The sequence below is a fragment of the Ewingella sp. C233 genome, from assembly GCF_055407225.1.
This window is the reverse complement of sequence record NZ_JBUZRI010000002.1, coordinates 465,362-484,606: the sequence shown is the minus strand read 5'-3', so window position 1 is coordinate 484,606 and position 19,245 is coordinate 465,362. Positions and strand designations below refer to the sequence as shown.

Annotated in this window: 15 protein-coding genes; 10 read left to right on the top strand and 5 right to left on the bottom strand. The window is 53.3% G+C overall.

All coding sequences use genetic code 11. The features are described 5' to 3' along the window. Positions 1 to 5: 5 nt before the first annotated feature. The 4 genes from mlaC to murA all read left to right on the top strand — a co-directional run bounded on the left by mlaC (position 6) and on the right by murA (position 2,708). A complete protein-coding gene (mlaC, locus tag ACZRKO_RS14620) occupies positions 6 to 638 on the top strand; it encodes a phospholipid-binding protein MlaC (RefSeq protein WP_463737966.1) in 633 nt (210 codons plus the stop codon). Next, complete coding sequence (mlaB, locus tag ACZRKO_RS14615; protein ID WP_463738110.1) at positions 638 to 931, top strand: lipid asymmetry maintenance protein MlaB; 294 nt, start codon at positions 638 to 640, stop codon at positions 929 to 931. Before mlaC ends, mlaB begins: the two co-directional genes overlap by 1 nt. 193 nt (positions 932 to 1,124) lie before the next feature. Next, a complete protein-coding gene (gene ibaG, locus ACZRKO_RS14610) occupies positions 1,125 to 1,379 on the top strand; it encodes a BolA family iron metabolism protein IbaG (RefSeq protein ID WP_140472405.1) in 255 nt (84 codons plus the stop codon). Between the two features lie 69 nt (positions 1,380 to 1,448). Then, complete coding sequence (murA, locus tag ACZRKO_RS14605; protein ID WP_463737965.1) at positions 1,449 to 2,708, top strand: UDP-N-acetylglucosamine 1-carboxyvinyltransferase; 1,260 nt, start codon at positions 1,449 to 1,451, stop codon at positions 2,706 to 2,708. Between the two features lie 91 nt (positions 2,709 to 2,799). Here the strand turns inward: murA and degS are convergent, their stop codons facing one another. From degS to zapG, 3 genes are all read right to left on the bottom strand, one after another. Then, entirely contained in the window at positions 2,800 to 3,867 is a 1,068-nt protein-coding gene (gene degS / locus ACZRKO_RS14600; protein WP_463737964.1) for an outer membrane-stress sensor serine endopeptidase DegS, read from the bottom strand. A gap of 107 nt (positions 3,868 to 3,974) precedes the next feature. Beyond that, entirely contained in the window at positions 3,975 to 5,342 is a 1,368-nt protein-coding gene (gene degQ, locus ACZRKO_RS14595) for a serine endoprotease DegQ (protein ID WP_463737963.1), read from the bottom strand. Between the two features lie 154 nt (positions 5,343 to 5,496). Beyond that, positions 5,497 to 5,898, bottom strand: coding sequence for a Z-ring associated protein ZapG (gene zapG, locus ACZRKO_RS14590; protein WP_463737962.1), 402 nt, complete (start codon positions 5,896 to 5,898; stop codon positions 5,497 to 5,499). A 259-nt stretch (positions 5,899 to 6,157) separates the two neighbouring features. Between zapG and zapE the strand changes: the two genes are divergently transcribed. The 5 genes from zapE to sspB all read left to right on the top strand — a co-directional run bounded on the left by zapE (position 6,158) and on the right by sspB (position 9,949). Next, positions 6,158 to 7,279 carry a cell division protein ZapE gene (gene zapE, locus ACZRKO_RS14585; protein ID WP_463737961.1) on the top strand — a complete coding sequence of 374 codons (1,122 nt, stop codon included), beginning with the start codon at positions 6,158 to 6,160 and terminating at the stop codon, positions 7,277 to 7,279. Positions 7,280 to 7,581: 302 nt separating this feature from the next. After that, positions 7,582 to 8,010 (top strand): 50S ribosomal protein L13, encoded by a 429-nt coding sequence (rplM, locus tag ACZRKO_RS14580; protein ID WP_140472417.1) that lies wholly within the window; start codon positions 7,582 to 7,584, stop codon positions 8,008 to 8,010. Positions 8,011 to 8,025: 15 nt separating this feature from the next. Then, positions 8,026 to 8,418, top strand: a complete 393-nt coding sequence (rpsI, locus tag ACZRKO_RS14575) for a 30S ribosomal protein S9 (RefSeq protein WP_140472419.1) — start codon at positions 8,026 to 8,028, stop codon at positions 8,416 to 8,418. 382 nt (positions 8,419 to 8,800) lie between these two features. Beyond that, positions 8,801 to 9,442: a stringent starvation protein SspA gene (sspA, locus tag ACZRKO_RS14570; RefSeq protein ID WP_463737960.1), complete on the top strand. Its 642-nt coding sequence runs from the start codon at positions 8,801 to 8,803 to the stop codon at positions 9,440 to 9,442. Positions 9,443 to 9,445: 3 nt separating this feature from the next. Beyond that, the gene (gene sspB, locus ACZRKO_RS14565) at positions 9,446 to 9,949 is read left to right on the top strand and encodes a ClpXP protease specificity-enhancing factor (protein WP_463737959.1); all 504 of its coding nucleotides are present in this window, start codon (positions 9,446 to 9,448) and stop codon (positions 9,947 to 9,949) included. Positions 9,950 to 10,084: 135 nt separating this feature from the next. On the opposite strand, the gene ACZRKO_RS14560 is transcribed toward sspB, so the two are convergent. Next, positions 10,085 to 11,503, bottom strand: coding sequence for a glutamate synthase small subunit (locus tag ACZRKO_RS14560; RefSeq protein ID WP_463737958.1), 1,419 nt, complete (start codon positions 11,501 to 11,503; stop codon positions 10,085 to 10,087). 9 nt (positions 11,504 to 11,512) lie between these two features. After that, positions 11,513 to 15,970, bottom strand: coding sequence for a glutamate synthase large subunit (gltB, locus tag ACZRKO_RS14555; protein WP_463737957.1), 4,458 nt, complete (start codon positions 15,968 to 15,970; stop codon positions 11,513 to 11,515). 884 nt (positions 15,971 to 16,854) lie between these two features. Between gltB and arcB the strand changes: the two genes are divergently transcribed. Continuing rightward, positions 16,855 to 19,194 (top strand): aerobic respiration two-component sensor histidine kinase ArcB, encoded by a 2,340-nt coding sequence (arcB, locus tag ACZRKO_RS14550; protein ID WP_463737956.1) that lies wholly within the window; start codon positions 16,855 to 16,857, stop codon positions 19,192 to 19,194. Positions 19,195 to 19,245: the final 51 nt, after the last annotated feature.

Sequence of the window (19,245 nt, the reverse complement as noted above, 5' to 3'; positions counted from 1 at the left end):
ATTGCATGTTTAAACGTATCATTTTAGCCACCCTGCTGGTGGTCATGGCCCCGCTGGCGCATGCCGCGGTAGACAAGACTAATCCATACAGCATGATGAATGAAGCGGCGAAGAACACCTTTACCCGTCTGAAAACAGAGCAGCCAAAAATCAAGCAGGATCCCAACTACCTGCGTGTGATCGTGCGTGAAGAGCTGCTGCCGTTTGTGCAGATCAAATACGCTGGTGCGCTGGTGCTGGGCCGTTACTACAAAGATGCGACACCGGCGCAGCGCGAAGCGTACTTCAGCGCTTTCGGTGACTACCTGCAGCAGGCTTATGGTCAGGCACTGGCGTTGTATAACAACCAGACTTATAACGTGCAACCTGAGCAGCCTTATGCGAATCAGGACATTATTGCTATCCGTGTCACTATCGTTGACCCGAATGGCCGTCCGCCAGTTCGCCTTGATTTCCAATGGCGTAAAAACACCAAAACCGGTGAATGGCAGGCTTATGACATGATTGCCGAAGGCGTGAGCATGATTTCCACCAAACAGAACGAATGGGCAGACATCTTGCGTCAGAAAGGTATCGATGGTCTGACTGAGCGTCTGAAACAAGCCGCTGCACAACCAATCACGCTGGATCAAAAATGATGAAGGGCGCACTGAGCTGGGAGCATCAGCCGCCGCGCCTGATTTTGCGTGGTGAGCTGGATCGCGAAACGTTACTCTCGCTGTGGAATCAGCGCCGCACCCTGATGAGCCAGATTGACGTGATTGATGTCGCCGGGCTGGAGCGCGTCGATTCCGCTGGGCTTGCCATGCTGGTTCATCTGCGTGAACAGGTTGAGCAGGATGGCGGTACACTGGCGCTTACTGGGATCACCGATCGTTTGAGCACACTTATTGCGCTCTATAATTTGCAGGATATTATCCCTGTTAATTAGCAGCACGGTGTGACGCGCGGAAAAATAAGGCAGCAGTAACCGCAAGTTAGCGCAAGGTTTCTGCAATCGCCGGTATTAGACAGATAAGCCCCTGTGCAAAACTCACGCACAGGGGCTTTTTCGTGGTTTAAGAGTTGGCCGGATCCCTATAAGATGTTCGGCTGTTATGATCTCTTCAGAAGAATCGATTCCTATGGACACTAACGAAATTAAAGACGTGCTGATGAACACATTGGCATTAGATGAAGCCCACGTCACGGGTGACGGCAGCCACTTCCAGGCCATCGTGGTGGGCGCATTATTCGACGGCATGAGCCGTGTGAAAAAACAACAAACCGTGTATGCCCCTTTGATGGAATACATCGCAGACAATCGCATTCATGCACTCTCTATCAAGGCCTATACCCCTGAAGAGTGGCAGCGTGACCGCAAACTGAACGGTTTTTAAGGCGGCAGGCTCCCCCCTGCCAGCAGCACATATTTGAATTCAGTATTTGAAATTAAGAGAGCCGTCATAATGGATAAATTTCGTGTACAAGGTGGCACTCGTCTGAGTGGCGAAGTGTCTATCTCCGGCGCTAAAAATGCCGCACTTCCTATCTTGTTTGCTGCACTGCTGGCCGAAGAGCCAGTTGAGTTGCAGAACGTTCCCCATCTGAAAGATATCGACACCACGCTGAAATTACTTGGCCAGCTCGGCACCAAAATCGAACGTAATGGTTCGGTCTTTGTGGACGCCAGCGAAGTTAACGAGTTTTGCGCGCCTTACGATTTGGTGAAAACCATGCGTGCCTCTATCTGGGCGCTTGGCCCGTTGGTGGCTCGTTTTGGTCAGGGCCAGGTTTCACTGCCAGGCGGTTGCGCTATCGGCGCACGTCCGGTTGATCTGCACATTTCGGGTCTTGAGCAGCTGGGCGCGAAAATCGTTCTGGAAGAAGGTTACGTCAAAGCTTCCGTCGATGGCCGTTTGCAGGGTGCGCATATTGTGATGGATAAAGTCAGCGTTGGCGCAACGGTGACCATCATGTGTGCGGCGACTCTGGCAGAAGGCACCACGATTATCGAGAACGCCGCGCGTGAGCCGGAAATCACGGATACCGCCGGTTTCCTTAATACGCTGGGTGCGAAAATCACCGGCGCAGGCACCGACAAAATCACCATCGAAGGCGTTAAACGTCTGGGTGGCGGTGTGTATCGCGTAGTACCTGATCGCATCGAAACCGGGACTTTCCTGGTCGCTGCTGCCATCTCCGGTGGCAAAGTGGTTTGCCGTGATACGCGTCCTGACACACTGGATGCGGTGTTAGCGAAACTGCGTGAAGCGGGTGCGGATATCGAAGTGGGCGAAGACTGGATCAGCCTTGATATGCATGGCAAACGTGCGAAAGCCGTGACCTTCCGCACTGCACCGCATCCTGGTTTCCCAACCGATATGCAGGCGCAGTTCAGCCTTCTGAATCTGGTCGCCGAAGGCACCGGTGTTATCACCGAAACCATCTTCGAAAACCGCTTCATGCATATTCCTGAGCTTATCCGTATGGGCGCTCACGCCGAGATTGAAGGCAGCACCCTGATTTGTCATGGTGTTGAGCAGCTTTCCGGCGCGCAGGTGATGGCGACCGATTTACGCGCCTCTGCCAGCCTGGTTCTGGCGGGGTGTATCGCTGAAGGCGTCACCATCGTTGACCGTATTTATCATATCGACCGCGGCTATGAGCGTATCGAGGATAAACTGCGTCAGCTGGGTGCGAAGATTGAGCGTTTTAAAGGCGAGTGATCGTCTTTTAATTCTGCCATCTGTGGGATAAATAAAAAGCCGGAAGGGGAAACCCATCCGGCTTTTTTACGTTTTCACGGCCTGCGTGCAATCAGTGTGACGGGTATTCCTGAATGGTGACCTGCAGCGTGAGTTTCTTGCCGTTACGCATAATCTCTACCGGAATGACCGTACCAGGGCGGATTTCAGCGACCTGATCCATCGTCTCAATGGCTGATATCGCCGGTTTACCGTTCACGCTGACAATTACATCGGTGACGACCATACCGGCATTGGCGGCTGGCCCGTTCGGCGTCACTTCGTTAACAATGATCCCCTGCATCCTGTCCAGACCGCTTGCCGGGCCATGCAGCGGTGATACTTCACGCCCACCAATACCGATATAACCGCGGATAACCCTGCCATCGCGGATCAATTTCCCCATGACTTTCATGGCAAGTGCGGTCGGTATGGCGAACCCAATGCCTTCCGGCGTAGCGCCATCATTACTTTGGTCAAAGGAGAGTGTATTAATTCCTACCAGTTCGCCAAGGCTGTTTACCAATGCGCCCCCCGAGTTGCCCTGATTAATCGAGGCATCGGTTTGCAGGAAGTTCTGACGCCCGGAAGGGCTCAGGCCGATACGGCCCGTGGCGCTGATGATGCCCTGAGTTACTGTCTGCCCAAGATTATAAGGGTTACCGATAGCCATCACGAGGTCGCCTACACGGGGAACGCGTTTGGTGTTAATCGGAATGACCGGCAGGTTACCGGCATCGATTTTCAACACGGCCAGATCGGTCAGACTGTCTGAACCGACTAACAAGGCTTCAGATACCCGTCCGTCCTGCAAGGCAACAATGACCTGATCGGCGTTATTGATCACATGCTTGTTGGTGAGAATGTAGCCCTTATCGTTCATGATCACGCCCGAACCCAGCGTGCGGATCTGTAACTCACTTTGCGAGTTGGTGCCCATATTACGGTTATAGACATTCACTACGGCAGGGGCAGCATGACGTACGCCTTCGTTAAAGCTGACAGGCTGTTCATTGTTTTCGCTAAAGTTGTGATCGAACAATGGCTGGGCAATATTTTTGCGCAACATGGGTACTGCGGCCAGTAAAATACCGGCAACAATCAATCCAATAACGGCAGATCGCAATAACTTAACAAGCATAAGTGTCTGGAATGGTGGGTGGAATATTTCAGAAGGATAGCATGAGTTAATCGGACGCAGCACGGGCTACGTCCGATTTTCAGAGGTTTACGGCATTAACGGCGGTTTTAAGGCATCAACAAATAGATATTTTGGCCTTTACGCTGAACGCTCAGAGCGATCAGGGCAGGTTTGGTTTCCAGGATCTTCCTGAACGCCGCCAGATTATCGACACTTTCACGGTTAACGCCGACGATCACGTCATCTTTCTGCAAGCCAATTTGATCGGCAGGGGAGTCCTTTTTCACGTCATCAACGCGGATCCCTTTCGCGGTTTTCGAATCGAGATCGCTCAGCGTAACGCCCTGCAACGCCGGATTAAGCTTATCGATGCTGGTTTCTATCGTCGGGCTTTTATCCAGCGTGACATTCACGGTCATCGATTGGCCTTCGCGCAACAGACCAATCTGCATCGTCACGCCAGGACCGGCAGTGCCCACTTTGGCGCGCAGTTCAGCAAAGCTGCTCAGCGGTTTGCCCTGGAGCGTCACCAGAATATCACCTGATTTAATGCCCGCTTTCGAGGCGGCTGAATCAGGCAGGACTTCGTTTACGAATGCCCCACGCTGACTGTCGAGCTTGAAGGCTTTGGCCAGTTCAGGCGTCATTTCCGTCCCGCGAATACCCAGCAGACCACGCTTAATTTCACCGTATTGGATCAACTGCTCACTCAGGTTTTTCGCCATATTCACCGGAATGGCAAAGCCAATACCGATGCTGCCGCCCTGCGAGGAGAGAATGGCAGTATTGATACCAATCAGTTCACCCTTCAGGTTCAGCAGTGCGCCGCCGGAGTTACCACGGTTAATCGAGGCGTCGGTCTGGATAAAGTTCTCCAGCCCTTCGAGGTTCAGACCGCTGCGCCCGAGCGCTGAGATAATGCCGGAGGTGGCCGTTTGGCCGAGGCCGAATGGGTTGCCCACGGCGACGGCAAAATCACCCACTCGCAGGGTATCGGAGTCGGCCATCGCAATTTGCGTCAGGTTTTTGCCATCGATGATTTGAATTAAGGCGATATCAGACTGGTCATCTTTACCTATCAGTTTGGCTGAGTACTCGCGGCCATCGTTGATCTGTACGGTAATTTTATCGGCGTTATTGACCACGTGATTGTTGGTCAGCACATAGCCTTTGGCGGCATCAATGATCACGCCAGAACCCAGACCTTCAAAGGCCTGACCGCCCTGATCTTCGGAAGGCGCCTGAGGCCCGAAGAAGAATTTGAATTCAGGTGGCACATCACTGCTTGGCGGCTGCGTGCCGGATACCTGTACGCTAACAACGGCGGGCAGGACTTTTTCCAGCATAGGCGCCAGGCTCGGTAACGGCTGGCCACCCACGGCAATCGGAATACCGGCATTCGCGGCAGGAACAGAAGCGAAGGTTAAGCCGAGACTTATCGCTAATACGCTGAGCAAAAAAGACTTTTTCTTCATCAGGATAACACTCTCGCTGTCTGTTATGGACTATGAACGATAGTCTGCGTTGGGTATTTAGGAAGAGTCAGTCTGTAGAGGAGCGACGTCGGTAAACCTGCACGTCTTGGGCTGACCCGTGACGATGAACATCGCCACGGGTAATTCCCATCGTTTATTTACGACCTGTACGTTGACCACGCAGCAGGCCTGAGGCACCGTCGGAATAGTCGCGCGGCATTTCTACCGGTGCCTGATCGTTATCAGCCTCAGAACCGGTCAAACGGTAATTGAACGGGTTATCCTGTTCCGGCATATCGGGCAGCAGGTTGTTGGAGCTTTTCGCCATGTGCTGATACAGCTGGCGGTAGTCGGTGGCCATGTTGTCCAGTAGCTCTGCGCTGCGGGCAAAGTGCCCCGTCAGCTCCTGACGATATTCGTCCAGCTCCGCCTTGCTTCTGTCCAGCTCGTTTTGCATCACTTGCTGATCGCGTAATTTACGATTGCCAAAGCGCATCGCCACCGCACCAACTGCGATACCGACCACTAATCCAATGAGCGCATACTCCCAGGTCATAATGACTCCTATTTTGACTTCGTTTTTCCGCAGGGCTTTTTCATGCAATGGTTTTAACGTAAATTCTACCTACGTTTTCCACCTGTATCAGTCCACTATAACCGTTTACTTCGCCCGAGTGGAATCCTGAGCTGACATTCACTGTCGCAAAGCGATTTTTTCACGAGCATACGGGCGGTAAAAGCGGCGAACAGGTGCTAAATCTGCGGGTAACCGCCGTGAAATACTGAAAAATATTTTCTCAGGGACGTTGATCAACATGCAACCCACGACACCACTGACCTTATATAAGAGCGCATTAGCTGCCGGAGAGTTCCAGCCGGATGACATTCAGCTGCAGGCCGTGACCCGGCTGGAGGGGATTTATCATGCGCTGAATAACCCGCCCGCTGCGAAAACAACGTCCTCTTCCGGGCTACTGGGACGGCTGTTTGGTAAAAGCAGCGTGAAACTGACCCTGCGGCCTGCACAGGGCTTATATATGTGGGGCGGTGTCGGACGGGGCAAGACCTGGCTGATGGATCTTTTTTTCCAGACGCTGCCCGGTGACAGAAAGCTGCGACTGCATTTCCACCGTTTCATGCTGCGGGTACATCAGCAGCTGACGGAATTACAGGGGCAGGAGAATCCGCTGGAAATCATCGCTGACAGCTTCAAGACCGAAACCGATGTGCTCTGTTTTGATGAGTTTTTTGTTTCCGATATCACCGACGCCATGCTGCTGGCAACGTTGTTGCAGGCGCTGTTTGCGCGCGGTATCACGCTGATTGCAACCTCCAATATTCCGCCGGACAATCTTTATCGCAACGGGCTACAACGTGCGCGTTTCATACCTGCTATCGATCTGATTAAAGAGTATTGCGACGTGATGAACGTCGACGCAGGTATTGATTATCGTCTGCGCACGTTAACGCAGGCCAATCTGTGGCTGGCGCCTTTACAACCTGAAACCGCGGTCGTGATGCAGCATATGTTCGACAAGCTGGCAGGACAGAAAGGCGAAGCCCACCCGTTGTTGCAGGTCAATCACCGTCCCTTGCAGGCGATTGCCTCTGGCGACGGCGTACTGGCCGTGGAATTTCATACTTTGTGTGAAGAGGCGCGCAGCCAGCTGGACTACATTGCGCTGTCGAAGATTTACCACAGCGTTCTGTTGCATAATGTCCCGGTGATGGGGCTGAAAGATGAAAACGCCGCCCGTCGGTTTCTGGCGCTGGTCGATGAATTTTATGAGCGCCACGTCAAACTAGTTATTTCAGCAGAAACGCCGATGTATGAAATTTATCAGGGTGAACGGCTAAAATTTGAATACCAGCGCTGTCTGTCGCGTTTACAGGAGATGCAAAGCGAGGAGTATCTCAGGTTGCCGCATCTGCCTTGACCTGCAAATTGTGCTGTGGCAAAAACTGAGCGGGTGACTTACCCCCGAAAGACTAAATGGAATGATGCGAAATCTGCGCTTTAGTCAAAAAAGGGTTCGATCTTTGCGGGTGACTTCTCTATAATCCTGCGACCCCACGTTACAACGAAGTTTTTTTCCCGAAACTTCATAGTGCCGGCAATGGCTATTCGAAGGGGTAGGTTTGCTGGACTGATGGTCGTGTGAACCTCCAATACTTATTTTATAAACAAGTAAGCGTTTGGGTGTTCGCCAACGTGTAACTTTAATTGGGTAAGCTTTTAATGAAAACTTTTACAGCTAAGCCGGAAACAGTACAACGTGACTGGTTCGTAGTTGACGCAACGGGCAAGACCTTAGGTCGCCTGGCCACTGAACTGGCCAGCCGTCTGCGTGGCAAGCATAAAGCGGAATACACTCCGCACGTTGATACTGGTGATTACATCATCGTTCTGAACGCAGAAAAAGTTGCTGTTACTGGCAACAAGCGTAATGACAAGATTTATTACCATCACACCGGCCACATCGGTGGTATCAAACAAGCGACCTTTGAAGAGATGATTGCTCGCCGTCCAGAGCGTGTCATCGAGCTCGCGGTTAAAGGCATGCTGCCGAAGGGCCCGCTGGGTCGTGCAATGTACCGTAAACTGAAAGTTTACGCGGGTAACGAGCACACTCATGCGGCACAGCAACCGCAAGTTCTTGACATTTAATCGGGATTATAGGCAATGGCTGAAAATCAATACTACGGCACTGGTCGCCGCAAAAGCTCCGCCGCTCGCGTTTTTATCAAGCCGGGCAGTGGTAACATCGTAATTAACCAGCGTAGCCTGGAACAGTACTTTGGTCGTGAAACTGCCCGCATGGTAGTTCGTCAACCTCTGGAACTGGTCGACATGGTTTCTAAATTTGACCTGTACATCACTGTTAAAGGTGGTGGTATCTCTGGTCAAGCTGGTGCTATCCGTCACGGTATTACTCGTGCACTGATGGAATATGACGAAAGTCTGCGTGGCGAACTGCGTAAAGCAGGTTTCGTTACTCGTGATGCTCGTAAAGTTGAACGTAAGAAAGTCGGCCTGCGTAAAGCACGTCGTCGTCCTCAGTTCTCCAAGCGTTAATTCTTTACTGCTCCGGCAGTGCAGTGTTTCGACACAAAGAACAACGCCAAAAACCCGGTGCTACACCGGGTTTTTTTATGCCCGCGAGATGGCATAGTCTCCAGCAAATCGTTGCCTGATACACATTTCCCCACGAAATCACTTACGCCGTCCCCACAGACTGGCCAAAATCTGGTAAACTATCACACACTTTTGTGCCTGTTCATCGGGCAGTGACTGTTGCCGCGCTTCCTGGCCGGGTTTACCTTGCCAACGCCTGTTGATGAAACGAGGGGCGAAACCACGGGACGAAACTGCTGGCTGGCAGTAAAGATGATTGTTCAGGATAGCAGCCTGACAGTTGGCTATTCGCAGATTATTCTAGATAAACTTGGAGGTTTTCATGGCTGTCGCTGCCAACAAACGTTCGGTAATGACGCTGTTTTCCGGCCCGACCGACATTTTTAGCCATCAGGTACGTATCGTACTGGCCGAAAAAGGTGTCAGTGTCGAGATTGAGCAGGTTGATATGGATCACCTGCCGCAGGATCTTATTGACCTCAACCCCTATCGCACCGTTCCAACGCTGGTCGATCGTGAGCTGACGTTGTTTGAATCACGCATCATCATGGAATATCTTGATGAGCGGTTCCCACATCCTCCATTAATGCCCGTTTACCCGGTTGCCCGTGGTGAAAGCCGTCTGATGATGCATCGCATTGAAAACGACTGGTACTCACTGTTGCGTTTGGTTGAGCAGGGTACGGCACAGGAAGCGGATGCTGCACGTAAGCAACTGCGTGAAGAGCTGCTGGCGATTGCGCCAATCTTCTCCTACATGCCTTACTTCAAAAGCGAAGAGTTCAGTCTGGTTGACTGCTATCTGGCACCGCTGTTATGGCGTTTGCCGGAACTGGGCATTGAGCTGTCGGGTACCGGTTCTAAAGAGCTGAAAGGCTACATGACACGTGTATTCGAGCGTGATTCTTTCCTGGCTTCCATGACTGAATCCGAGCGCGAAATGCGTTTGCATACCCGGGGCTAAGGCATGGAGATGACCGACATGTCTCCGCGCCGTCCGTACCTGCTGCGTGCGTTCTATGAATGGTTGCTCGACAACCAGCTGACGCCGCACCTGGTGGTTGACGTAACAATGCCCGGCGTGATGGTACCGATGGAATTTGCCCGTGATGGTCAGATTGTCCTGAACGTTGCGCCTCGCGCTGTTGGTAATCTTGAACTCGGTAACGATGACGTTCGCTTTAACGCCCGTTTTGGTGGTGTTCCGCGTAACGTGTTCGTTCCTATCGCTGCGGTACTGGCCATTTATGCCCGTGAGAATGGCGCCGGAACGATGTTCGAGCCTGAAGCGGCTTATGAGTCAGAAGGGGCATTCGAAGGGCACAACGACGACGATAACAAAGATCCAGTCTCTGCACCGACGATGTCGGTCATTGATGGTGACTTGCCCGACGTTGCTGATGAAAACCCGGATGATGAACCGCCAACGCCGCCACGAGGTGGACGCCCATCGTTGCGTGTTGTGAAATAAGCTTTTCGCACAACAGAAACGACATAAACCCCGCATCTTGATGCGGGGTTTTTTATTGCTAAAAAAGAAGGAGCGCTAAGATTTTCTACTAATAAAAAAGGCCGCTTGAGCGGCCTTTTTCAAAGCAGGGCTTCATCAGACTTCGAGGTAGCCCATGATACCTTCTGCGGCTTTACGGCCTTCAGCGATGGCGGTCACCACCAAGTCTGAACCGCGAACTGCATCGCCACCGGCGAAGATTTTCGGGTTGCTGGTTTGGAAAGCGTTATCGCTGCCTTCCGGTGCCAGAATGCGGCCCTGGGTGTCCAGCTCCACATCGTGCGCGGCCAGCCACTCCATTTTATGCGGGCGGAAACCAAACGCCATCACGACGGCATCGGCTTCCATCACGTGCTCGGAACCTGCAACAATCTCAGCCCGGCGACGGCCCTGTGCATCCGGTGCGCCCAGTTCGGTACGTGCCATTCTCACGCCGCTGACGCGGCCAGAACTGTTCAGTTCAATGCTCAGCGGCTGCAGGTTGAATTTGAAATCAACGCCTTCCTCGCGGGCATTTTTCACTTCACGGCGTGAACCCGGCATGTTCTCTTCATCACGGCGATAGGCACAGGTAACATGTGTGGCGCCCTGACGAATGGAAGTACGCACGCAGTCCATCGCGGTATCACCACCACCAAGTACCACAACACGTTTCTTCTCCATCGTGGTATACGGCTCTTCAGGGCTGTCTTCGTAGCCCATCAGCTGTTTAGTATTGGCAATCAGGAACGGCAGCGCATCGTAGACGCCTGGTGAATCTTCATTCTCCAGACCGCCGCGCATAGACTGATAAGTCCCTACGCCGAGGAACACAGCGTCGTATTCCGCCATCAGTGCGTCGATGGTGATGTCTTTACCGACTTCAATATTGAGCTGGAATTCGATCCCCATCTCGCTGAAGATCTCGCGACGCTTGGTCATCACTGATTTTTCCAGCTTAAAGGCCGGTATCCCGAAGGTCAGCAGGCCGCCGATCTCAGGGTGACGATCGTAAACTACTGCTTTGACGCCGTTACGGGTCAGTACGTCAGCACAAGCCAGACCTGCGGGGCCAGCGCCAATGATGGCCACTCGCTTGCCAGTAGGATGGACGTGCGACATATCCGGACGCCAGCCCATCTCAATGGCTTTGTCACTGATGTAGCGCTCGATATTACCGATGGTGACCGCACCGAACTCATCGTTCAGGGTGCAGGAACCTTCACATAGGCGATCCTGCGGGCAAACGCGCCCGCAGACTTCCGGCAGACTGTTGGTCTGATGCGCGAGATCGGCCGCTTCCATAATGCGGCCTTCATTTGCCAGCTTCAACCAGTTCGGAATGTAATTATGGACCGGACATTTCCATTCGCAATACGGATTACCACAGGAGATACAGCGATCTGCCTGTGATGCCGCCTGTGTGGCTGAAAACGGCTCGTAAATTTCGACAAATTCAATTTTACGGATCTTCAACGGTTTTTTCGGCGGATCAACGCGCTGTAAGTCGATAAATTGATAAACGTTTTGACTCATTTTGACCTCTTACTGCGCTTGTACCCGCAGCTCAGCTGCGGAACGACTACGGTGACCCAACAATGCTTTGACATCACTGGACTTCGGTTTTACCAGGGCAAATTTCGGTGCCCATTGCGGCCAGTTCGCCAAAATCTCTTCACCACGGGTCGATGCGGTCAGCTGTACGTGTTCGGTGATCAAACCGCGCAGATGCTCCTCATGGATGGCCAGCTCTTCTACGTCGAGCACTTCAACCAGTTCCGGGTTAACGCGTTTGCGGAATTCGCCGTCTTCGTCGAGAACGTAGGCGAAGCCCCCGGTCATACCTGCGCCGAAGTTGACGCCGGTGCGGCCCATTACGCAGACGATGCCGCCGGTCATGTATTCACAACCGTTGTCGCCGATGCCTTCTACCACGGTGATAGCACCGGAGTTACGCACCGCGAAACGCTCACCCGCACGGCCTGCTGCAAACAGCTTGCCGCCGGTGGCACCATACAGACAGGTGTTACCAATGATACTGGCTTCGTGGCTGCGGAAGGCTGAGCCGATTGGCGGACGAATCGCAATGCGGCCACCGGCCATGCCTTTGCCCACGTAGTCATTGGCGTCGCCGGTCAGCATCAGGTCTACGCCACCGGCATTCCAGACGCCGAAGCTCTGGCCTGCGGTACCGTTGAAGTTGATGCGTACCGGATCGGCTGCCATGCCCTGATCGCCGTGTTTCTCAGCGATAGCACCGGACAGCAGAGCGCCGACGGAGCGGTCCGTGTTACGGATATCGAAGAAGAACGATTTGCTCTGTTTCGAATCAATATGCGGTGCTGCCTGATCCAGAATGTCTTTATTCAACTGGCCTTTATCGAACGGTGGATTGTTCTCGGTGCAGTAGACTGCTTTACCCGGATGCGGCGTGGCAGTCGCCAGCAGCGCAGAAAGGTCGAGCTTGTTTTGCTTGGCGGTGAAGCCATCCAGTTCTAACAGCAGGTCAGTACGGCCAATCAGGTCAACCAGCTGGCTGACGCCCAGTTCGGCCATGATTTCACGGGTCTCCTGAGTGATGAACTTGAAGTAGTTCACTACACGTTCTGGCAGGCCGTGGTAATGATTGCGGCGAAGTTTGTCATCCTGAGTTGCCACGCCCGTTGCGCAGTTGTTCAGGTGGCAAATTCGCAGGTATTTACACCCGAGCGCGACCATCGGGCCGGTACCAAAGCCGAAGCTTTCTGCACCCAAAATCGCCGCCTTAATGATGTCGGCGCCGGTTTTCAGGCCGCCATCCACTTGCAGACGGATTTTGTGACGCAAACCATTTGCTACCAGTGCCTGCTGGGTTTCCACCAGACCAAGCTCCCACGGACTACCCGCATATTTCACCGATGACAGCGGACTCGCACCGGTACCGCCGTCGTAACCGGCGATGGTGATGAGATCGGCATAGGCTTTCGCCACGCCGGTGGCAATGGTGCCTACGCCCGGTTCAGAAACCAGTTTCACCGAGATCATGGCTTTCGGGTTGACCTGTTTCAGGTCAAAAATCAGCTGAGCCAGATCTTCAATGGAATAAATATCGTGGTGCGGTGGCGGGGAAATCAAGGTTACACCCGGCACGGAATAACGCAGTTTCGCGATGTACGGCGTCACTTTGTCGCCGGGTAACTGGCCCCCTTCGCCCGGTTTCGCACCCTGAGCGACTTTGATCTGAATAACGTCAGCATTCACCAGATACGCCGGGGTTACGCCGAAACGGCCGGAAGCCACCTGCTTGATACGCGACACTTTATTGGTGCCATAGCGCGCCGGATCTTCGCCGCCTTCGCCTGAGTTAGAACGTCCGCCGATACTGTTCATCGCTTCTGCCAGAGACTCATGCGCTTCCGGGCTGAGAGCCCCGATGGACATCGCCGCGGTATCGAAACGGGTAAACAGGCCTTCAGCCGGTTCCACCTGATCCACCGGGATCGGCTGACCTTTCGGGGTGATCTGCAGCAAATCGCGCAGTGCGGCTACCGGACGTTCGTTGACCAGTTTGGCATAAACCTGATAGTCGCTGTATTCGCCGCTTTTCACCGCCGCTTGCAGCGTGTTGACCACATCCGGGTTGTAAGCATGGTATTCGCCGCCGTAGACGAATTTCAGCAAGCCACCCTGATCCAGCGTCTTACGTTTGAGCCAGGCGCGTTTGGAGAGGTTTAACAGATCCTGCTCGAAGTCGTTGTAGCTTGCGCCACCGATACGACTGACCACGCCATGGAAGCAGGTGTTGCACAGTTCTTTATGCAGGCCAACTGCTTCAAACAGCTGAGAACAACGGTAGGAGGCCACGGTCGAAATGCCCATTTTGGACATGATTTTGTAGAGGCCTTTGTTGATGCCGTTACGGTAGTTCAGCATCACTTCACGGTATTTCTTGTCGATAACCTGAGTATCGACCAGCTTGGCCAGTGTTTCGTAGGCCAGATACGGGTAAACGGCAGTGGCACCAAATCCCAGCAGCACAGCGAAGTGGTGCGGGTCACGGGCACTGGCGGTTTCGACAATAATGTTGGCATCGCAGCGCAGGTTTTTCTCAACCAGACGGCGTTGCAGCGCACCGACCGCCATCGGGGCCGGCAGCGGTAAACGGTTTGGCGCGATGTTGCGGTCAGACAGCACCAGCAATACGGCACCGTCGCGGACCTTTTGCTCGCCTTCGTCGCACAGTTTGGCAACGAACGCTTCCATATCCTGCTCGGCCGGATCATAAGTCAGGTCCAGCGTGTCAGCGCGATAGTATTTGCTATCCAGCGTGGTGAGCTGTTTGAAGTCAGACCACAACAGAATGGGCGATTTAAAGCTTAAGCGGTGCGCCTGACCTTCGGCTTCGCAGAACACGTTCATCTCGCGACCAATGCTGGTCGCCAAAGACATCACGTGGGCTTCACGCAGCGGATCGATAGGCGGGTTGGTCACCTGCGCAAACTGCTGACGGAAGTAGTCATAGATAATGCGCGGACGGCTGGAAAGCACGGCGAATGGGGTATCGTCACCCATAGAACCGACGGCTTCCTGACCGTTTTCACCCAGAACTCGCAGGATCTGGTCCAGCTCTTCGCTGCTGTAGCCGAACTGCTTCTGGAAGGTTTCGAGCTGGGTATCGTCCAGCTCACGGCTGCCGACCTGATCGTCAGAGAGATCTTCGAACGGCACCAGACGCTGAACGTTTTTCTCCATCCACTCTTTATATGGATGGCGACCTTTCAGGTCGTTATCGGTTTCTGCGGAGTGGTGAATCTTACCGCTGCGGGTATCGATAACCATCAGTTCACCCGGTCCGACGCGGCCTTTTTCGACCACTTCATCCGGCTGGTAATCCCAGATACCGACTTCCGACGCGCAGGTGATCAGCTTGTCTTTGGTGATGACATAACGCGCAGGGCGCAGACCGTTACGATCGAGGTTACAGGCGGCGTAGCGGCCATCTGACATCACGATACCGGCAGGACCGTCCCACGGCTCCATGTGCATGGAGTTAAAGTCGAAGAAGGCTCGCAGGTCGTTATCCATATCCGGGTTCTGCTGCCAGGCTGGCGGCACCAGTAAACGCATGGCGCGCAGCAAATCCATACCACCGGCCAGGAACAGTTCCAGCATGTTGTCGAGTGAGCTGGAGTCTGAGCCAGTTTCGTTCACGAACGGTGCCGCATCTTGCAGATCGGGGATCAGAGGCGTTTTGAATTTATACCCACGGGCACGAGCCCACTGGCGGTTACCGGCAATGGTGTTGATTTCGCCATTGTGCGCCAGATAGCGAAACGGCTGAGCCAGTGGCCAGCGCGGCACGGTGTTGGTGGAGAAGCGCTGGTGGAACAGGCAAATGGCCGATTCCAGACGCAGATCCGCCAGATCCAGATAGAAACGCGGCAGATCGGCTGGCATACACAAGCCTTTATAGATCGTCACCACGTTGGAGAAGCTGCAGACGTAGAAGTCTTTGTCGGTAATACGTTTTTCAATACGGCGGCGCGCCATATACAGGCGGCGTTCCATATCACGCGGACGCCAGCCGGCGGGCGCGTTAACAAAAATTTGTTCGATGCGGGGCAGGGAGGAGAGAGCAATTTCACCGAGAACGTCAGGGTTCGTCGGCACGTCACGCCAGCCAACCACGGACAGCGTTTCGTTTTGCAGTTCTTCCTCGACAATGCGGCGGCTCGCAGCAGCTTCTTCTTCATCTTTGCTGAGGAATATCATGCCCACGGCGTAATTCTTCGCCAGACGCCAGCCACGCTCTTCGGCAACCATGCGGAAGAAGCGGTCAGGTTTCTGCAAAAGCAGGCCACAACCGTCGCCAGTCTTACCATCGGCAAGTATAGCCCCACGGTGTTGCATACGGGCCAGTGCGTGAATCGCTGTACGCACGACCTTATGGCTAGGTTCGCCTTCTATGTGGGCGATCAGGCCGAAACCACAGTTGTCCCTCTCAAGGGATTTATCGTACAACATATTCGTGAACCTCCCCAGGCTCTGCGAGACTCTCACACCTGTTGCGAGGGGGCTTTTAGACAGGGAGGGCTCACATTTTCGCGCACTCTTGCGGTGCGTTGAATGCCTGAGTTTCCCGGTCAAAGGCCCCTCGTGACGGTTCTCACAAGTGGTGGTTGACTTGTTTTAATGAGGGAGTCTTCAATTACTGCATAAATATGACGAGTGGTACACCCGTCGAGATTGCTTCCAGCGGACTTCCAACTTAGCGAGAAAGCACAAGCAGGTCAAATACGGATTTAAGTTATAACAAAAAGGCGTAAAACCTATCTATGAGTATGATTTATTTGTATTTATAGCCATTTTTTAACCCATGACTTCAATAAGGTTTGTTCCCCGAAGTGTGAGCTGTCTCACTGTCCTGACTGGGGGCTAACTGTGCACCGTGCTGGCAGTGGTCATTATCGTAGTGTTTTATACTGAGAAATCGCCACCGCATGTGCTTTGTGACTGTTTTTAACCAGACAGTAATAATGTACTAAGAGGGCCGCAATAATAAGAATTATTCATACCACATGAAGTGACTTTATTTGCAGTAATAATGAATAGTTATTCTCACTTGCAATGCGCGGCATGAGGGGCGTTTTGACAGGGAGTGGCGTAAAGCCTGAGAAGATTAAGGACCTGGCTGATTGACGCCGGGCAATATTAATAATATCCCGCCGGTTATTAGTCAATATCTGCACGTATTTAAGCCCCGATGCACTATGGCAGGCCCCTCAACGGTGCAGTGCATAACGCGGTTCACATTGTTGATACCCGACGCTACCCGCAGGCGCATCCCGGGCTTATCTGAGCGTGTAAATGCGGTATGATTCGAACGTCTTCGTCTTTAGGGAATCGTTATGAAGCAAATCCGGGTTTTAGCCCAGTATTACGTTGACCTGATGGTCAAGTTGGGACTGGTACGTTTTTCACTGCTGCTGGCTTCCGCGCTGGTCGTGCTGGCGATGATTGTCCAGATGGCCGTCACCATGTTGTTGCGCGGGCAGGTCGACAGCATCGACGTGGTTCGCTCGATATTCTTTGGTTTGCTGATAACGCCCTGGGCAGTCTATTTTCTTTCGGTTGTCGTGGAACAGCTCGAAGAGTCCCGTCAGCGTTTGTCGCGGCTGGTGGACAAGCTTGAAGAGATGCGCCATCGCGATCTCGAGCTGAACCAGCAGCTCAAAGACAATATCACGCAGCTCAATCAGGAGATTGCCGACCGTATTAAGGCTGAAGAAGCCCGTCTGGCGGTGGTCGATAAACTTAAACTTGAAATGCACCATCGTGAGCAGGCGCAAATCGAACTCAGCCAGCAATCAGCTTTGCTGCGTTCTTTCCTCGATGCCTCGCCGGATCTGGTGTACTACCGTAACGAAGACAAAGAATTCTCAGGCTGTAACCGAGCCATGGAACTGCTGACCGGCAAAAGCGAGAAACAATTGATTGGGCTGACGCCGGACGATGTCTACAGCCCGGATATCGCCGAGAAGGTGATAGAAACTGATGAGAAAGTGTTCCGCCATAACGTTTCCCTGACGTATGAACAGTGGCTAGTCTATCCCGATGGCCGCAAAGCCTGTTTCGAACTGCGTAAAGTGCCGTTTTATGACCGCATCGGTAAACGCCACGGCCTGATGGGCTTCGGGCGCGATATTACCGAGCGTAAGCGCTATCAGGACGCGCTGGAGAACGCCAGCAGGGAAAAGACCACCTTTATCTCAACAATCAGTCACGAGCTACGTACGCCGCTTAACGGCATTGTCGGCCTTAGCCGTATTTTGCTTGATACCGACCTGAACGCCGAGCAGCACAATTACCTGAAAACTATTCACGTCAGCGCGATCACGCTCGGCAACATCTTCAATGACATCATTGAAATGGACAAACTTGAACGCCGCAAAGTCCATCTTGATAACCAGACGGTCGATTTCACCGGTTTCCTCTCCGACCTGGAGAACCTCTCCGGTTTGCTGGCCCAGCCTAAAGGGCTAAAATTTGTGATGCAGCCGGACTTGCCACTGCCGCATAGCATCATCACCGATGGCACCCGCCTGCGGCAGATCCTGTGGAACCTGATTGGTAACGCGGTGAAATTTACGCGTGAAGGCGAAATCGTCGTGCGTGTTCATCATGACGGTGGCGAATTGCTGCGCTTCGACGTGCAGGATTCCGGAATGGGCATTCCGAAAGATGAGCAGGATAAAATCTTCGCCATGTATTACCAGGTGAAAGATCAGAACGGTGGCAAGCCTGCGACCGGCACGGGTATTGGACTGGCGGTTTCCAAACGCCTGGCGCAGAGCATGGGCGGTGACATTACGGTGTGCAGTGATCAGGGCAAAGGTTCGTGCTTCACCCTGACGGTCAATGCGCCGACGCCGGACGAGCCTCTCAGCGAAAAGGATGAAGAGGAAGCGCTACCTTTACCTGCGCTGAACGTGCTGCTGGTGGAAGACATTGAACTGAACGTGATCGTGGCACGCTCGGTGCTGGAGAAACTGGGCAACAGCGTGGAAGTCGCGATGAACGGCCATGACGCGCTGGCGATGTTCGACCCGGACGAGTTTGATCTGGTGCTGCTGGATATCCAGCTGCCAGATATGACCGGTCTGGATATTGCCCGCAAATTGCGCCAGGACTACGCCGGGCAGCATCTTCCACCGCTGGTGGCGCTCACCGCCAACGTGCTCAAGGATAAGAAAGAGTATCTCGACGCAGGCATGGACGACGTGCTGAGTAAGCCGCTGTCTGTTTCTGCGCTGACCGCCATGATTCAACAATTCTGGGATCACCAACCTGACACTGTTTCAACTGAGGAGCCTTCTGTGACCACCCAAACGCAAGAATCACTGCTGGATATCACCATGCTTGAACAATACATGGAGCTGGTCGGGCCGGGCCTGATTTATCAGAGTGCCGATATGTTTGAAAAAATGATGCCGGATTATCTGGCTGTTCTGGATTCCAACATGATCGCCCGCGATCAGACGGGTATCGCTGAGGAAGGTCATAAGATCAAAGGGGCGGCGGGGTCAGTGGGGTTGAAACATCTGCAACAGCTGGCGCAACAAATTCAGACGCCAACGTTGCCGGCATGGTGGGACAACGTTCAGGAATGGATTGATGAGCTGAAACTGGAGTGGCGCAACGATGTGCAAACTTTACGCGAATGGACAGCAAACGCTGAAAAAAAATAACCCCAGCCGAGGCCGGGGTGCGCGAATACTGCGCCAACACCAGGGAAATCG

What these genes read in the sequence shown, in the direction of transcription:
- gltB (WP_463737957.1), bottom strand. Translation starts at nt 15,970, where the DNA reads ATGTTGTACGATAAATCCCTTGAGAGGGACAACTGTGGTTTCGGCCTG.
- rpsI (WP_140472419.1), top strand. Translation starts at nt 8,026, where the DNA reads ATGGCTGAAAATCAATACTACGGCACTGGTCGCCGCAAAAGCTCCGCC.
- murA (WP_463737965.1), top strand. Translation starts at nt 1,449, where the DNA reads ATGGATAAATTTCGTGTACAAGGTGGCACTCGTCTGAGTGGCGAAGTG.
- sspB (WP_463737959.1), top strand. Translation starts at nt 9,446, where the DNA reads ATGGAGATGACCGACATGTCTCCGCGCCGTCCGTACCTGCTGCGTGCG.
- rplM (WP_140472417.1), top strand. Translation starts at nt 7,582, where the DNA reads ATGAAAACTTTTACAGCTAAGCCGGAAACAGTACAACGTGACTGGTTC.
- zapG (WP_463737962.1), bottom strand. Translation starts at nt 5,898, where the DNA reads ATGACCTGGGAGTATGCGCTCATTGGATTAGTGGTCGGTATCGCAGTT.
- zapE (WP_463737961.1), top strand. Translation starts at nt 6,158, where the DNA reads ATGCAACCCACGACACCACTGACCTTATATAAGAGCGCATTAGCTGCC.
- degQ (WP_463737963.1), bottom strand. Translation starts at nt 5,342, where the DNA reads ATGAAGAAAAAGTCTTTTTTGCTCAGCGTATTAGCGATAAGTCTCGGC.
- ibaG (WP_140472405.1), top strand. Translation starts at nt 1,125, where the DNA reads ATGGACACTAACGAAATTAAAGACGTGCTGATGAACACATTGGCATTA.
- degS (WP_463737964.1), bottom strand. Translation starts at nt 3,867, where the DNA reads ATGCTTGTTAAGTTATTGCGATCTGCCGTTATTGGATTGATTGTTGCC.
- ACZRKO_RS14560 (WP_463737958.1), bottom strand. Translation starts at nt 11,503, where the DNA reads ATGAGTCAAAACGTTTATCAATTTATCGACTTACAGCGCGTTGATCCG.
- arcB (WP_463737956.1), top strand. Translation starts at nt 16,855, where the DNA reads ATGAAGCAAATCCGGGTTTTAGCCCAGTATTACGTTGACCTGATGGTC.
- mlaC (WP_463737966.1), top strand. Translation starts at nt 6, where the DNA reads ATGTTTAAACGTATCATTTTAGCCACCCTGCTGGTGGTCATGGCCCCG.
- mlaB (WP_463738110.1), top strand. Translation starts at nt 638, where the DNA reads ATGAAGGGCGCACTGAGCTGGGAGCATCAGCCGCCGCGCCTGATTTTG.
- sspA (WP_463737960.1), top strand. Translation starts at nt 8,801, where the DNA reads ATGGCTGTCGCTGCCAACAAACGTTCGGTAATGACGCTGTTTTCCGGC.